General features: G+C 64.1%; 8 protein-coding genes and 1 pseudogene. 8 read left to right on the top strand and 1 reads right to left on the bottom strand.

The features are described 5' to 3' along the window. The first annotated feature begins 134 nt into the window (after nucleotides 1-134). Nucleotides 135-794, top strand: coding sequence for an outer membrane lipoprotein chaperone LolA (lolA, locus tag DYST_RS03925; protein WP_239950218.1), 660 nt, complete (start codon nucleotides 135-137; stop codon nucleotides 792-794). 99 nt (nucleotides 795-893) lie between these two features. Here the strand turns inward: lolA and DYST_RS03920 are convergent, their stop codons facing one another. Continuing rightward, nucleotides 894-3,992, bottom strand: coding sequence for a diguanylate cyclase (locus tag DYST_RS03920; RefSeq protein WP_239950216.1), 3,099 nt, complete (start codon nucleotides 3,990-3,992; stop codon nucleotides 894-896). A gap of 169 nt (nucleotides 3,993-4,161) precedes the next feature. On the opposite strand from DYST_RS03920, the gene DYST_RS03915 reads away from it, so the two are divergent. The 7 genes and pseudogenes from DYST_RS03915 to DYST_RS03885 all read left to right on the top strand — a co-directional run bounded on the left by DYST_RS03915 (nucleotide 4,162) and on the right by DYST_RS03885 (nucleotide 15,815). Beyond that, a complete protein-coding gene (locus DYST_RS03915) occupies nucleotides 4,162-4,545 on the top strand; it encodes a hypothetical protein (RefSeq protein WP_239950214.1) in 384 nt (127 codons plus the stop codon). A gap of 65 nt (nucleotides 4,546-4,610) precedes the next feature. Further along, nucleotides 4,611-5,879, top strand: a complete 1,269-nt coding sequence (locus DYST_RS03910) for a TolC family protein (RefSeq protein ID WP_239950212.1) — start codon at nucleotides 4,611-4,613, stop codon at nucleotides 5,877-5,879. Then, nucleotides 5,876-6,958 carry an efflux RND transporter periplasmic adaptor subunit gene (locus DYST_RS03905; protein ID WP_239950210.1) on the top strand — a complete coding sequence of 361 codons (1,083 nt, stop codon included), beginning with the start codon at nucleotides 5,876-5,878 and terminating at the stop codon, nucleotides 6,956-6,958. Before DYST_RS03910 ends, DYST_RS03905 begins: the two co-directional genes overlap by 4 nt. Further along, nucleotides 6,958-10,063, top strand: a pseudogene (locus DYST_RS24140) (efflux RND transporter permease subunit). The gene DYST_RS03905 and the pseudogene DYST_RS24140 overlap by 1 nt, the downstream one beginning before the upstream one ends. A 119-nt stretch (nucleotides 10,064-10,182) precedes the next feature. Continuing rightward, nucleotides 10,183-12,927 carry a DUF2339 domain-containing protein gene (locus DYST_RS03895; protein WP_239950208.1) on the top strand — a complete coding sequence of 915 codons (2,745 nt, stop codon included), beginning with the start codon at nucleotides 10,183-10,185 and terminating at the stop codon, nucleotides 12,925-12,927. Further along, nucleotides 12,917-14,281: a DUF3999 family protein gene (locus tag DYST_RS03890; protein ID WP_239950206.1), complete on the top strand. Its 1,365-nt coding sequence runs from the start codon at nucleotides 12,917-12,919 to the stop codon at nucleotides 14,279-14,281. The genes DYST_RS03895 and DYST_RS03890 overlap by 11 nt, the downstream gene beginning before the upstream one ends. 181 nt (nucleotides 14,282-14,462) lie before the next feature. Further along, nucleotides 14,463-15,815, top strand: coding sequence for a replication-associated recombination protein A (locus DYST_RS03885; protein ID WP_428993959.1), 1,353 nt, complete (start codon nucleotides 14,463-14,465; stop codon nucleotides 15,813-15,815). Nucleotides 15,816-16,226 lie beyond the last annotated feature (411 nt).

Below are 16,226 nucleotides of genomic sequence, written 5' to 3'. Positions count from 1 at the left end.
GATTGCGCCTTACGGTTACTGGATTCCGGCCTGCGCCGGAATGACGCTCTAAAGGCTTCGCGGCGTCAGACGGGATTCACTGTTAAGCCTTCTGGTCGCACAATTCGTTCAATCGCCTCACTTACAAGGCATCCATGAAACGCTTGCTTCTCCTGGCTGCAGCCACTGTCGCACTATCCGTCAGCAGTTTCGCCATGGCCGCTGGCCCGGCGCGCAGCAAACTCGACGCCTTCACCAACGGCATGCATTCGCTGACCGGCAACTTCTCGCAGACCCTGAAGGACGCCAACGGCAACGCAGGCAAGCCCAGCAACGGCACGCTCGCGCTTGAGGCTCCGCGTCAGTTCCGCTGGGAAACATTGGCGCCGTCCAAGCAGACCATCGTGGCCGACGGCAGCCGTGTGTGGCTGTACGACCCGGATTTGGAGCAGGTGACGGTACGCGTGCAGAGCTCGGAGGAGTCGCATAGTCCGCTGACCGTGCTTACCGACGTGAAGCAGATGGACAAGGACTTCAATGCGGTCGAGCAGGGTGATCACGACGGCCTGAACTGGCTGCGCCTGACCTCCAAGGCGAAGGATCCGCAGTTCGACTACGCCGATCTCGGTTTCGATGCCAACGGCCTGGCACGCATGGTCTTCCGCGACCAACTGGGCGCTGTCACCGACATCCGCTTCTCCGACTGGCATCGCAACGTGGCCATTTCGCCGGAAACCTTCAACTTCGTGCCGCCGCCGGGCACCGACGTGATCGGCGATGCGCCGGTGATCCAGACGCAACCGATCAAGAACTGAGCGGGACGCCTGCGTCAGCCGTTGCGGTGAGCTTGAATGTGTCCTGCGAGTAGCCGGCTACACCATGTACCGGCACGGCACTTGAACTGAGCGTGCGCCTCACGATGCGGCGACGCAGCGATTGCGGCCGCCATGCTTGGCTTCGTACAGCGCACCGTCGGCGCGGGTCAGCCATTGCGACAGGGTTTCTCCCGCGCGATACGCGGCCACGCCAATGCTGACCGTGACCACGATGGTCTGCCCGTCATGGGTCAGTGGTTGCTCCGCCAGCGCGCTGCGAATGCGTTCCGCGGCCACCATGCCTTGTTCCAGGGTGCTTGCGGGCAGGCAGGCCAGCAGCTCCTCGCCGCCGTAGCGGCCGATAATGTCGGTGTCGCGGCTCTGCTCCTGCATGATCCGGCAGGCGTGGCGGATCACGGCGTCGCCGGCGAGGTGGCCGTAGGTATCGTTGATTCGCTTGAAGCGGTCCAGGTCGAGCAGGGCGATGCAGGCTTGGCCGTCCGGGCTTTGCGCGCGCACTTCCTCGGCTAGCTCCAAGAGTCGTCGCCGATTGCATGCGCCGGTGAGCGCATCGGTATTGGCCAGTTCGTCCAGTCGCTTGTTGGCGACTAGCAGATCCTGCGTGCGCAGATCGATCTGGTGTTGCAGTTGCCTGGCTTGTCGGCGCAGATAGAGGGTGCGCAACTGGATGACGCCGACAATCGCCACGAGGGCCAGGATGCCGGCGGCGACCAGTGCCTGGATGGTCTCGTACCAGCGCGGTTCGACACTGACGTCGACGGTCGACTCGATCAGGTGCGGCTGCATGCCGTGCGTCTGCGCGCGCAAGCGGAGCTTGTAGTCGCCGTGGGGCAGGTTGGTGTAGATCGCCGTAGGCAGGCCGCCGTGCGGGATGTCGATCCAGTCCTCGTCAAAGCCCTCCATGCGATAGCTGTAGCTGGTCTCGGGCGGAGCCTCGTAATCGAGCAGGGCAAAATCCACGCGCAGGCTGCGATTGCGCGAGCGTATGGCCAGCGACTCACCGTTCCGGGGCAGCCTGCCAAAGGCCAGTGGTGCGCCGTTGACCGCCGCATAGGTGATGGCCAGTGCTGCATCGGGTTCGTCACGGGGCTGCCATGACGGGCGCACGACAGTGAGCCCGCCCAGCCCGCCGAACATCAGCTCGCCACCCGGCGCGCGCGCCGCTGCCGCGTAGACGTAGCTGGAGATGCGCAGGCCGTCGCGCACGCCGAGGGTGTGCACGGTATGGGTATTGGCGTCGATCATCGCCAGGCCGTTGGACAGGCTCACCCACGGATTGCCGTAATCGTCCGGTTGTACGGCGTTGACGTTTTCGCTGGGCAGTCCATTGGCCACGCCGATGGTGGTGAACCGGTAAGGATCACCCGCGCTGCGCGGCTGCAGTATGGCCAGGCCTCCATAAGTGCCAACGAGCAGGTTGCCTTGCGGGTCCATGGCGATGGAGCTGGCGAGGTTGTTCGGCAGACTGGTGTTGTCGCCAGGGCGATGGAGCAGGTTTTCGAAGTTGCGAGTCTGCAGCGGACTGGTCGCGATGCTGATGCCTCGTCCGGTCACGTACCAAATGTCGTCGTCGATGCGCGCAATACGGCGCACCGTGTCGCTGGCGAGACTGCCGGTGTCGTTGGCATCGTGGTTGAAATGCGCCAACGCCCGCGTATGCGTGTCGTAGCGGTAGACGCCGTCGTAGGTGGCGATCAGCAGGTGGTCGTCATCGGGCAGCAGGTGCAACACCGGCTTGTCGTCCATCTCCGGAATGGCCGAGCCGTGGACGGCCAGCGTGTCGGGGTCGATTTTCGCCAAGCCCTGCGTGCCGACCCAGATGGTGCCATCCGGCATTTCGGTGAATGCCTGCACGTCGCGGCGTGTCTGCACGCCGTTGAGCTCGAGATGACGGATGGCGCCGGCCGAAAGGTCGATGACGTCGATGCGCCCGGAGCTCATGCCCAGCCATATGCGCTGGCGACTGTCCACGAAGATGCCGCGTACGTTGGTGTTCGCCAGCGAGCGATCATCGCTGGTCGATGGCTGCAGCGCGAACGCCTTGCGGGCATCGGGGTCGTAGCGTGCCACGCCAAGGTCGGTGGCGACCCATACATTTCCCGAGTTGTCCTGCAGCAGGTCGCGCACCGAATCACCGGGAAGTGAGGAGGGTCGGGCGGTGTCATGGGCGACAGCGTGCAAAGTGCCTGCGTTCACGTCGTAGGCGAGTACGCCGTCGCCATCCGTGGCGATCCAGATCGTGTCGCTCGCCATTTCGTTGAAGGCGCGCACGGTGGCGCGACGCGCGTGATCGCGCTGGTAGCCGCTGAAGCCGGCAATGGCGTGCCAATGGCCCGCGGCATCCCGATAGGCCGCGCCGGATTGCGTGCTGCCCACCCACAGCCGACCCTCGCGGTCTTCGAGCAGAGCCCAGATGCCGTCGCTCAGCACTGCATCGACATTGCTGTCATTTGCGGGATGCTCCGCGCGCGCGAAATGAGTGTCGCCTGCGTGACGGACGAACAGGCCGCTGTTGTTGCCCGCCCAAAGGTTGCCCTCGCGATCCTGCAGAATGCTGAAGCTGCGCGGCGACATGCCCTCGCTCAACGGCACCGCCGTGATGCGATTGTTGGCGAGGTCCAGGTAGTCGATGCCACGTTCCGTGGCGATCCATACACCGCGGCTGCCGTCTGGCGCCATGGCGTAGATCTTCCTGTCGCTGGTGCCACCACGACCCACCGGGTAATTATGGAAAGTGTTGTCGAGCGGATTGAGGCGGCTCAGGCCGCCGGCATTGGTGCCCACCAGCAGGCCGCCGTCCGGCAGCGTGAGCAGGCAGCGCACATAGGCGTCGGGAATGTCGGCCTTGCCGCCCGCGGCCGTGAAGACCTGCATGCGGTAGCCGTCGTAGCGCACCAGGCCAGAAAGCGTGCCGATCCAGATCAGTCCGCGCCGATCCTGCTCGAGCGTGGTGGTGATGGAATGTGGCAGGCCGTCGTTGACCCCGATCCGATCGAACCAGGGTGCATCGAACGGCGCCCACGGGTCCTTATCGCTGCCCAGGCACAGCGCCGGCAGGATCAGCAGGCATAGCAGCGCCACCATCCGCGCCGCATTCCATCGCGAACGATGGGCGCCGAAGAACGTCGCGCTTTCCTGGACAACCTGCTTGCTTGCTCGCCCCAGCCGTTGCGCCACTTGCGGACTCCACCCCCGACTACGCCGCGACATGATAGCCACGGCGATGGCCGTCATAGTGCAGAAATATGCGTATTTCCTGCACGAGGTGCGTTCGGGTGGCGTCACGAACGTGTCACGCCACGAATGAAATTGTCTAACACGTGGCTTGTTCCTTAGCATTCGGCCTATGTCACCCCGTTCCCTGCCACTGCTGAGTCGCCTGCGCCGCCATCGCGGCCTGTGGGTATTGGTGGTGGCTGTGCTGCTGATCAAGCTGGTCAGCGGTGCCGTGTGCCTCGCTGATGGCGGCGAGCGCGACACGTTCCGGGCGCAGACGTATGCTTCCGTAACCATGTCAGCCGAGGCTGCCCCCATGACACAGGGGGCCGACGCCGACTGCCTGCTGGGCGAAGGCGAGTCCTGCCATTGCGCCTGTGCGCATGCCGCCACGTTGCCCGTTTCCATTGCACTGGCCGTTGGCGTGCCTGAGGCATCGTTCGCCATCCCCTCCATTGACGCAGGCCGCGTGCCCGACGCGACGCGCTCGCTTCTGCGCCCACCCATCGCCTGACAACGACCGCCTGACGTGCGCCCTCACGGGTGCATTCGCTGTGATCGTTTTCAGGAGATTTTTCCATGTCTTTTCTACGTGCAGCCCTTGTGGGGGCTGCCTGCTTGTTATGCGCCGCGACCGTTGTGGCTTCGCCCGGCGACGGTGCGGCGACGCCCGTCGTCGCTTCGCCGCTCCAGGGTGCAGTGCGTGCCATATGGGGCGCGAGTCCCGAGGTCCAGGCCGCCCGTGCCGACGTCGAGGCTGCGCAGGCGCGGGTTCGCGCGGCGTCGCAACCTGTTTACAACCCGTCGTTGTCGCTCGATGCCGAGAACGCCGACGTTGACCGACGCACCGCTGGCCTTTCGCTACCACTGGATCTGTCAGGCAAGCGGCGTGCGCGCACCTCGCAGGCGGATGCCGAATGGCGCAGTCGCGAGGCGACCTATGAGCTCCTGCGAAGGGAGGTCGCGTCGCGCTGGTTGAAGGCCTGGTCTGGCGCTGCGCTGGCGGGGCGTCAGCGTGAGCTGGGCGCGCATCGTGTTGAACTGATGCGCCGTTTTGATGCGCTGGCAGCGGAACGCCTGGCAGTGGGTGACATCAGTAGTCCTGAGCGCGATCTGGCAGCGCTGGCCTTGGGTGAAGCCCAGATCCAGCAGGCGTCGCTGGCCGGCAATGAGGCGGCGACGCTTGCGTCGCTCGAAGCCATTGCCGGTGATGAGGTGAAGTCACCGCCGCCTTTGCCGGCAGGGCTGCCGCCGCTGTCGAACAGCATTGTGCCGCTATCAATGGATGACCGGCCCGAGCTGCTCAAAGCGCGGGCCGATGAGGCGGCTGCACAGGCTGGTATCGATGTGGCCAGGCGAGCACGTATCCCCGATCCCACCGTCAGCCTTACCGGTGGCCGCGTCCGCACCGGCGTAACGACCGATCAGGTGATCGGCCTCAGCGTGACCATTCCATTACCCGTACTCAACAGCGGCCGCGCCGAGGTCGACGCGGCACTCGCTGAGGCGGGTGCGGCTGCGGCGACCGTGCGCTCCCGGCAACTGGCGAGTCGCGCATCACTGCGCGAGGCCCAGGCGCGCTATGACGCACTGCGCGACTCGGGACAGGCTTTCAGCCAAGGGCGTGCCGCCGCCTTCGACGATCGCGCCGCCTTGCTCGAAAAGCTCTGGCGAGCAGGGGAGATCAGCACCTCCGACTACCTCATCCAGCTCAAGCAGAGCCTGGACACCGCGCTTTCCGCGCTCGCACTCGAAAGCCAAGCTTGGCAGGCCTGGTTCGACTACCTCACCGCTGCCGGCCGCCTGACGGACTGGCTCGACGGCCGCACACAGGAAGCTGCTCCATGATTCGCCTATCCATCTATGCTGCCTGCGCGCTGGCGTTGGCCGTCACCGCCGCGAACGTCTCGGCGCAACAGGCGGGGAATCCGCTCGCGCTCGATGCACGTGCCGTGCAGGAGGCAGGCATTGTCGTTTCAAGACTGACCACCCGCGAGCTTGCCGACGAGATCAAGTCGCCGGGCGAAGTGAAGGTTGATGCCTATTCGACTGTGCTGGTGTCACCACGCATTGAATCGATGGTGTTGTCGCGCAAGGTGAAGCTCGGCGACGTGGTGAAAGCGGGTCAGCCGCTGGTCGTGTTGTCCAGTGTGCAAGTCGCGGAAACACAGGGTGCGCTCATCGTGGCCGAGCAGGAATGGCGGCGCGTGTCCTCGTTGGGGCCGCAGGCGGTATCCGGGCGCCGCTATACCGAAGTGCAGGTGCAGCGGGATCAGGCTCGTGCACGGCTGCGCGCCTATGGTCTGTCCGACGGGCAGATTCAGGGCGTCTTGCGTGCGGGTTCGGCGAAAGCGGATGGAAGTTACGAACTGCTTGCACCCACCGATGGCCGCATCACCACCGACTCGTTCCTGGTGGGTGAGCGGGTCGATGCGGGGCGCATGTTATTCACGCTGGTGAAAGAAGACTCCGTGTGGGTGGAGGCGCGCATGCCGCCAGCGGAGGCCGAGCGCGTCGCGCAAGGCAATGCGGCGCGCGTTCTGATTCACGGGCAGAGCTTGCCTGGCAAGGTGGTGCAACGCTCACACCAGACCGATGAAAAGACCCGCACTGTGCCCGTGCGCATTGCGGTGGACAACAGTCGCGACTTGCTGCATCCCGGCGAGTTGGTCGATGCGCGCATCGCGGTGGGTGGTCGCTCTGTGCTTGCCGTTCCGGCGGAATCGGTGGTGCTGTTGCAAAACCAATCCACCGTTTTCGTCACCAGCGGAAATGCTGCGTTTGAACCGACCGCGGTGGACGTCGGTGAGACGCGCGACGGCTGGGTGGAGATACGCCAGGGCCTGAAGCCCGGTGCCTCCTATGTGAGCAAGGGCGCCTTTGCACTCAAGGCGCGGTTGCTGCGCTCGCAGTTGGGAGAAGAATGATGCTCGCACGTCTTGTCGAACTCTCGCTGCGTTACAAGCTGCTTGTCATCATCGCGTTTCTCGTTGTTGGTGTGCTCGGTTACCAAGCCGTGCGCAAGCTGCCCATCGACGCCTTTCCTGACGTGACGCCGGTGCAGGTGAATGTCTATACCGAAGCGGCGGGCCTTGCCGCCGAGGACGTGGAGCAACTGCTCACCACGCCGGTGGAGTCGGCGCTGGCCGGCTTGCCCAAGGTGGAAGAAGTGCGCTCGGTGAGCCTGTTTGGCCTGTCCTATGTCTCCGTGTATTTCAGCGACGACATGGACATCTACTTTGCGCGCCAACTGGTCAATGAACGCCTACAGCAGGTGGGGGACCGGTTGCCTGCCGGCTATGGCAAACCGGAGATGGGGCCGAACACCTCGGGCCTGGGACAGGTGTTCTGGTACACGGTGGAGCGCGCTGACGATGCATTGAAAGGCGCCCCTGATGACCGTGCACTGCGCACCCTGCAGGATTGGTCCATCCGCCTGATGCTGCGCACCGCACCCGGTGTGGATGACGTCACCTCGTGGGGCGGTCAAGAGAAGCAGTATCAGGTGCGCATCGATTCGATGAAGCTGATCGCGCATGGATTGGGCTTCAAGAACGTCATTGAGGCCTTGCAGGCCAATAACGCTCAGGTTGGCGGCAATTTCGTCGACGTGGGGCGCGAGCAATACCTCGTGCGCGGACTGGGGTTGGTGCAGAACGCCCGCGACATCGGCCAGATCGTGCTGAAGACCGAGGACGGCACGCCGGTCTACATACGTGACGTGGCCACGGTGGAAGAAGCCGGTGCGCCACGCACAGGTGCTGTCACCCGCGATGGCAAAGAAGTGGTGATGGGGCAGGCGTTGGCGCGCATCGGCGAAAATGCGAAAAGCGTGGTCGATGCGGTAAAGGCCAAGCTGGACACCGTGCGGCAAGCGTTGCCGGAGGGCGTGGTGGTCAAGCCGGTGTATGAGCGCACCGACCTGGTGAATAAGGCGGTGGGTACGGCCGTGCGTGCGCTGGTGGAAGGCTCCATCCTTGTCGCCATTGTGCTGTTCCTGTTCCTTGGCGAATTCCGCAGCGCGCTGGTGGTGGTCGTTGCCTTGCCGCTGGCCATGCTGATTGCTTTTATCTGCATGGAGCAGGCGGGGCTGTCGGCCAACCTGATGTCGCTGGCAGGCCTCGCTATCGGCATCGGCATGATGGTGGACGGCGCCGTGGTAATGGTGGAAAACGCCTTCCGCATCATGGCCGAGCGTAAGGCGCACGGCCTGCCGGTAGATCGCAACGCTGCCGTACTGGCGGCGGCGCGCGAAGTGGCCACGCCTATCACGTTCGCCATCGTCATCATCATCGTGGTGTTCCTGCCCCTGTTCAGCCTGCAAGGGCTGGAGGGCAAGATGTTCAAACCGATGGCGTTCAACATCAGCTTCGCCATGGCCGGTTCGCTGCTGCTCGCCTTGACGCTGATCCCCGTGCTTGCCGCACTGGTGCTCAAGCCGAAGGAAGAGCGTGACACGTGGCTCGTGGCTTTCCTGAAAGAAACTCTATGGCACCGTGCTGGCCTGGTCGCTGCGGCGGCGCGGGCTGGTGTTGGGCATAGCGGGCGGCGCTCTGCTCGGCAGCCTTGCGCTGTTCCCGTTCCTGGGCAAAGAGTTCATGCCCAATCTCAAGGAGGGCGCCATCATGTGGCGCATCACCTCCATTCCTTCCGCGTCGCTCGACGAGTCCATCGAGATCTCGCGACAGGTTGCCGAGCGCATCAAGGCGTCGTTCCCGGAGGTGGATACCACGCTGGCCATGATCGGCCGTGCCGAGAAGGGCGAGACGGCGGATGTGAACTATATGGAGGTGTATACGCCACTGAAGCCGCGCGAGCAGTGGCGCAAGGGGCAAACGCTGGAGAGCATCGAGACGGACATGCAGCGTGAACTGTCCGATGCTTTGCCAACGGCCGTAGTGAGCTACACCCAGCCGATCCAGATGCGTATCGAAGAGCTGATCTCGGGCGTGCGCGCCACGCTGGCGCTCAAGCTCTATGGCGACGACCTAGGCGAGCTCGATCGCCAGAGTGCACGCATCAAGGACGTGCTGGGTGGCGTGCCCGGGGTAGCGGATCTGGCGCTGGAAGCCAACCTGGGCAAGCCACAGATACGCATCCGTGTGGATCGCGAGGCGCTGGCGCGTTACGGCCTGAATGCGGATGACGTGCTCACCGTGGTGCGCAACGGTATCGGCGGGGAGCCCGTCACCACGCTGATCGATGGCGTGAAGCGTTTCGACATCGCGGTGCGTCTGGACGATGCGGACAAGCGCTCCATGCAGGCCATCCAGCGCATTCCCATCCAATCACCGGGTGGCGCCATCGTGCAACTCTCGCAGGTGGCCGAGGTGACAGAGGCCGAAGGGTATTCCTTCATCCGTCGCGAACAGTTGCAGCGCTATGCGGTGATCCAGATGGACGTGCGCGGCCGCGATATCGACGGCTTCGTGCGGGAGGCAAACGCAGCCATCGCGCAGAAAGTAAAGCTGCCCACCGGCTACTACACCGAGTGGGGTGGGGCCTTCGAGAACCAGCAGCGCGCATTGAAGCGCCTGTCATTGATCGTGCCGGCCACCATCTTCTTCATCTTTATCCTGCTCTATACGGCGTTTAACTCGATGAAGTACGCGGCGCTTATCCTCGCCAATGTGCCGTTCGCCACCATTGGCGGCATCGTGGCGTTGGCAGTCACGGGGCAGTACCTGTCCGTGCCCTCGGCGATTGGCTTTATCGCCGTGTTTGGCGTGGCGATGCTCAACGGCATCGTGCTGGTGAGCTTCCTCAACGAGCAGCGCGCCAAAGGCATGGGCGTGCGTGACGCGGTGGTGCGTGGCACGGCCTTGCGCCTGCGGCCGGTATTGATGACGGCCAGCGTGGCCATCCTGGGGCTGGTGCCTATGCTGCTCTCCAGTGGCGTAGGCGCGGAAACCCAGCGGCCCCTGGCTACGGTGGTGGTGGGTGGCCTGATCACCTCCACCCTGCTCACCTTGTTGCTGCTTCCTGTGCTGTATGACTGGATGGAACAGCGTGCGGAACGGCGTCAAATGTAGGAAATATCTGATAGTCGTGACGTACATCGCCCGTAGCATGCGTCCCTCGCGTCTTGGCGCCTAGTCGGCCATGGCACACTTGGGGTGTAACGCCCCCTGGTGGGCGGAGATGGACAGGCATGATCTTTCTATGGATGGTGATTGGTGCGGTGCTGGGCGGGCTGGTGTCATCAGCCAGCCTGGCCGGCATCGTGGGTGGTGCGGCGGTAGGACTGCTCTGGGGCAGGCAGATGGAGCTGTCCCGTGAGCTGGGGCGCATCCGCCAGCAACTGACGGCGGCCAAGCCGGCACAGCCTGTCCCGGCCGCTCAGCCGGAGCAGGCACCCGCCGAGCGGCCATGGATGACCGCCCAGGAGGCCCGCGAGGCGCTGCACGAGCCAGTGCCGCCCGTGGCGCCGCCGGTCGCGGCGGTGTCGCGTCCGCCCGTCCAGGACGTGGAGGTTCCGCCACCGGTACCGTCCTTGGAACCCGCGCCGCGGCCGATCGCGCCACCGGCGCCCGCCATGCCGCGTCAGCCCTCCGGCTTCGACCGCCTGATGCAGCGTGTGTGGGGCTGGTTCACCGAAGGCAATGTGCCGGTGAAGATCGGCATGCTGGTGTTGTTTGCCGGCGTGGCTGCACTGCTCAAGTACGCGTCCGATGCCGGCATGCTGCACGTGCCGGTGGCTCTGCGTGTATCCATGGTGGCGCTGGCTGCCACGGGTGGCCTGTTCTTTGGCTGGCACAAGCGCGAATCGCGGCGTGTGTTCGCTTTGTCCCTGCAGGGTGGTTCCATCGGCGTGCTGGTGATGACGGTATTTGCCGCCTTCCGCCTCTATGACTTGTTGCCCGCGAGCGCAGCGTTTGGGGTGCTTGTGGTGCTGGTTGCCGGCATTGGCGTGTTGGCAGTCATGCAGGATGCGTTGGCGCTGGCCGTACTGGGTTTGATCGCGGGCTTTGCCGCGCCCATCCTGGTGTCCACCGGCAATGGCAGCCATGTGGCGTTGTTTAGCTATTACGCAGTGCTGAACCTCGCCATTCTCGGCATTGCCTGGAAGCGCTCGTGGCGCGTACTCAACCTGCTGGGCTTTATCGCTACGTTTGCCGTGGGCAGCGCGTGGGGCGTGCTGCGCTACGACCACAGCTTGTTCGCCAGCACTGAGCCGTTCCTGATCCTCAACTTCCTGTTCTACCTGTTCATACCGTGGCTGCACGTGGTGCGCGCGCCTGTCGATCGGCGACTGGTGATCGACGGCTGCCTGATGTTCGGCAATCCGCTGATCAGCCTTCTGCTACAGGGCGCGTTGCTGAAATGGGATGGCCAGGCATTGGCCATCTCCACCTTGGTTGCTGCGTCGGTCTATGTGGGCGTGGCCTATCTGTCCCGTCACCAGCCGGGCATGCGCCTGATCCGCGACACCTGGGCGATTCTCGCCGTGGCCCTGGCGACACTTACCGTGCCGTTGGCGCTGAGCGCCGATGTCACTGGCAGCATTTTTGCGCTCGAAGGCGCGGGCTTGATCTGGCTGGGCCTGCGTCAGCAGCGCTGGCTGGCAACGTGGAGCGGCATTGCGTTGCAAGTGTTCGCGGCATGCGCACTGTTGGTGGATCGCGGCATGCACGGCGGTGTTCACGTCGCATGGCCGGTGCTCAACCGCGAATGCATCAGTGCGCTGATGCTGGTGATCGCGGGCTTCGCCAGTGCTGGCCTGTTCGCGCGGTTGGGCAATGGGCGCGTGTTGCATCGTGTGCTTTCGGTCGTTCTGTATGCCTGGGGCATGCTGTGGTGGGTGGTTGCCTGCGCGGAAGAAATCTCGAACTTCGTGCCGGACGCAAACATGTTCGCCGCGTGGTTCGCATGGCTTGCCGTCACGGCCTGGGGTGCAGCGGAAGCTTCCAGGTATCGCAGTTCGCAGGAACTGGGCTTTGCGCTGCGGTGGACTCCGGTGGCCTTCATGGCGTGCATGCTGGTGCTCATTGCGCTCGTCGTCGGCAACCACCAGCAACCCTGGCACGGCTGGAACCTGTTGGCGGTAATCGCAGCTGCCGTGCTTGGCTGGCGCACGCTGCTATGCGTACGTTCCGCGGAGTGGGCTGGCCCGGCAGCGCAATGGATGTGGTTGTGGCGCTGGGTCCTGCTGGCTGGATTTGGCGTGGCGGTGGCGCTGGATCGTCTGCGCTGGTTGTCCGGCAGCTGGGTCGCTGCTCTGAGCCTGACATCGTTGCTGCTGGCATTTGTCGCGGCGCACTGGCGTCCGCGCCTGATAGCGCCACCTATGACGCAGAGCCTGTCGCGCTGGTTGCCGCCGCTGAAGTATTCGCTGCTGATTGCACTGGGTTTGGCGGGTGTATTCGCCTTGTTCATGGATGGCGATGCTGCGCCGCTGCGCTACGTGCCGCTGTTGAACCCGGTGGAGTTGCTGTTGCTGGCCATCGCTGCGATGTTCGCCGCTTGGATCACCGATCCGTCGCTGCCCGCCGTGCTCCGGCATGCGCGTGGTCCGGTGCTTGGCTCCATCGTGCTGGCACTGGTTACCAGTTTCACCCTGCGCGCGGTGCATCAGCTGGGCGGCGTGGCGTGGAACGCCGATCTGGCGGATTCAAGCCTCGCGCAGATGTCGCTCACGGTGGTGTGGAGTGTGCTGGGCCTGTTTGCCTGGGTGTGGGGATCGCGGCGCGGCCATCGTCTATTTTGGCTGGCTGGCGCCATCATCATGGGCGTGGTGCTGGCCAAGCTGATTCTGGTCGACCGCCGTCAGCTGGGCAATCTGTTTGGCATCGGCTCGTTTATCGCATTCGGCCTGCTGTGCAGTGTCATTGGATACCTGGCGCCGGCTCCGCCGCGCCGTTCATCGTCTATGGAGGAAACCGGGCATGCGCCTTGATGTTCGTTGGATTGGGCTGGCCTTGATGCTGCCCGTGGCTGCTGCCCAGGCGGATACCAATGTGGAATACGCCTATGCGTTTCCGCTCGACACGAAAACCACCAGCGAGGCCTATCGGGTGGTGCTGGGGCCGCAGGTGTACGCGGCGGCCAGTCAAACGGCCCACCTGCACGATGTGATCGTGGTGAATGCGGCGGGCAAACCCGTGCCATTCGCACCGATGCCGCCGTCACCGCCGGCCAAGCACGATTTCGAAACCACGGCGCGCCTGCTGCCCGTGCCGGTTGCTACCGCCAACAACAGCGACAGCGTGAAGGTGGAGCGCAACGCCAACGGTGGCATCGTCATCAGTCAGGACGATCGCGGCGCCACCGCACAGCACCCGGACAGTTGGCTGATCGATGCTGGCCGGGCCGCGAATATCGACAGCATCGAACTGGACCCGTCGACCCTGCAGGAAGATTTCCAGATCCACGTCACCGTCGAGGGCAGCAACGATCTGCGGCAGTGGAGCATGCTTGCCAGCGACGTGGGCCTGACCCGCGTGCATGGCGACCAGGATCAGGTCGAGCAACTGAAGATCGACGCCACCAGCAGCGAACCGGAGCGCTATTTCCGTGTACACCTGAGTGACGGCCAAGTGGACTGGGGTGCGGGCCATGCACCCACCGTCAAGCTGGTTGGTAGCTATACCGATGCGGTCGCCGATCGTGCATCGCAATTGCAATGGTTGGAGCCGAAGCAAAACGGGCAGGTGTCGGGTGATTATGTATACGAGCTACCGGCCGAGCTGCCGTTGATCTCGTTCAAGCTCACCCTGCCTGCGGGCAACAACGCGGCAACCGTGCATGTGATTCAGGACAACGGCGACCAGACGTGGTCGGAAGTGACCTCGCTCAATTTGGTGCGCACGGGCGGCAAGGGTGGCGAAGACACCGCCAACATGGATCAGCCATCCAGCACCCGGCGCATCCGCGTGCACAGCGACACGCCACTGTCCGGTGCGCCAGCCCTCAGCGTGGGCTGGCTGCCGCCTCAGTACGTGTTCATTCCCGAGGGCAATGCGCCGTTCCGCTTGCTGGCCGGCAGCTACTCGGCACGGCGTGGCGAGTATCCCGTGGATGAGGCGTTGAGCCGTCTGCGCAGCACCAACAGCGACGACTGGCAGCCTGCGCTGGCTGAGCTGGGCGCGCGCGCGGATGAAGCCGGCCCCTCGGCACTGGAAGCGCCCAAGGTGCCCTACGACTGGACCAAGCCCTTGCTGTGGGTAGTGTTGGCACTGGGTGCGCTGGGTGTGGCGGCCATGGCCTTCAGCCTCTTGCGGCAGGGGCAGCGGGACGAACCCAAGTCCTGATGGAACGCTGAGAACTTTTTTGCTCGTCATTCCCGCGAAAGCGGGAATCCAGCGGCTTTCAGTCCGGCAAAAACCGAAGGCACTGGATTCCCGCTTTCGCGGGAATGACGGCTCTTTCCAGGCGCCCTGGTGCTTACAGAGCAGGGCGCGAATGAGCCGCCCGCCGGCCCAATGCCCTATCATGCGCAGCATGTCACGCAGCGATATGTTCGACGCGCCGGGCCTGTTTACCGAGTCCGACGATCTAAAGCCCCTGGCCGAACGCATGCGGCCACGCACCCTGGATGAAATCGTGGGCCAGCAACGCGTGCTGGCTCCCGGCAAGGCGCTGCGCCGCGCGCTGGAAGCCGGTCGCGTGCATTCGATGATCCTGTGGGGCCCGCCCGGTTGCGGCAAGACCACGCTAGCCCTGCTGGTGGCGCGCTATGCGGATGCCGATTTCCGCGCCATTTCCGCCGTGCTATCGGGTCTGCCCGATGTGCGCAAGGCGCTGGTCGAAGCCGAGGTGAACTTCGCACAGGGTCGCCGCACCGTGCTGTTCGTGGACGAGGTGCATCGCTTCAACAAGGCGCAGCAAGATGCTTTTCTGCCGCACATCGAGCGCGGCGTAATCATCTTCATCGGCGCCACCACCGAAAACCCCTCGTTCGAACTCAACTCCGCTTTGCTCTCCCGCTGCCGCGTGCACGTGCTGGAGTCAGTAACGGTGGACGACATCGCCGTGGCGCTCAAGCGCGCATTGGAAGACAGCGAGCGTGGCCTTGGCGACATGCAGTTGGAAGTGGCCGACGAGTCGCTCAAGCTGATCGCGCAGGCCGCGGACGGCGACGTGCGCCGCGCCCTCACCCTGCTGGAAATTGCCTCTGAGCTGGCCGAGAACCATCGCATCGACGAAACCACGCTCACGCAGGTACTGGCCGACCGCACGCGTCGCTTCGACAAGGGTGGCGAGCAGTTCTACGACCAAATCTCGGCACTGCACAAATCCGTGCGCTCATCCGATCCGGATGCCGCCGTGTACTGGCTCACCCGCATGCTTGATGGTGGCGTGGACCCGCTCTACCTCGCCCGCCGCATGACACGCATGGCCGTAGAAGACGTGGGCCTCGCCGAGCCTCGCGCCTGGCGCATGGCACTAGACGCATGGGACACCTACGAACGCCTCGGCAGCCCCGAAGGCGAACTCGGACTGGCCCAGCTCGCCATCTGGCTGGCCATCGCACCCAAGAGCAACGCCGCCTACAAGGCCTACAACGCCGCCCGCGCTGTGGTGCAACAGACCGGCACGCTGGACGTGCCCATGCACCTGCGCAACGCACCGACCAAGCTCATGAAAGGGCTGGGCTACGGGCAGGGCTACCAGTACGACCACGACAACGAAGGCGGCGTGGCACTCGACCAGCAACTGCTGCCCGATGCGATCGATGGCACCGTGTTCTACGAGCCAGTGGAGCGCGGGCTGGAGCTGCAGCTGCGCGAGAAGCTGCTGAGTCTGCGCGAAGCGCGTCGTGAGGCGCGGGAGCGTAAGCGGTAGTGGCTATCAGCCCGTTCAACTCTGGCAAGCATGTTTGCCTATACGTAGAAGGTCGCGTTAATCAGTAATGGATGGTGAGGCGAGTTGATGGGGCCACTTTCGGCATATCGGTATGTCGCGTCGCGTATGGCGCTTATGTCTTTGGCGCCGGCATTTGCGTATTGGTTTGTCGCAGATTTCTGGGTCGGCCTGAAGATGTTTCTTGGTATTCAAGTGGTCATGCAGTCGACTTTCGCCTGGATTTTTCGACGTGACTTGATGGCCGCTTTCCGTCGTGACCGTTCGCGCTGATGCACTAGCCTTTCATGGAGCACGGCGGGACGGGGGTTAGTCCTTTTGCCCAACTTGCGGCTCGCTTCACGACGGGCATAGAGTCATCGCCGCGCACAATCAATCACGGGGAGGCACGGT

It is taken from the genome of Dyella terrae (genome assembly GCF_022394535.1).
Taxonomy (GTDB): Bacteria; Pseudomonadota; Gammaproteobacteria; order Xanthomonadales; family Rhodanobacteraceae; genus Dyella.
Note: the sequence above shows the minus strand (reverse complement) of the source record. Positions and strands in the feature narration are given on the sequence as shown.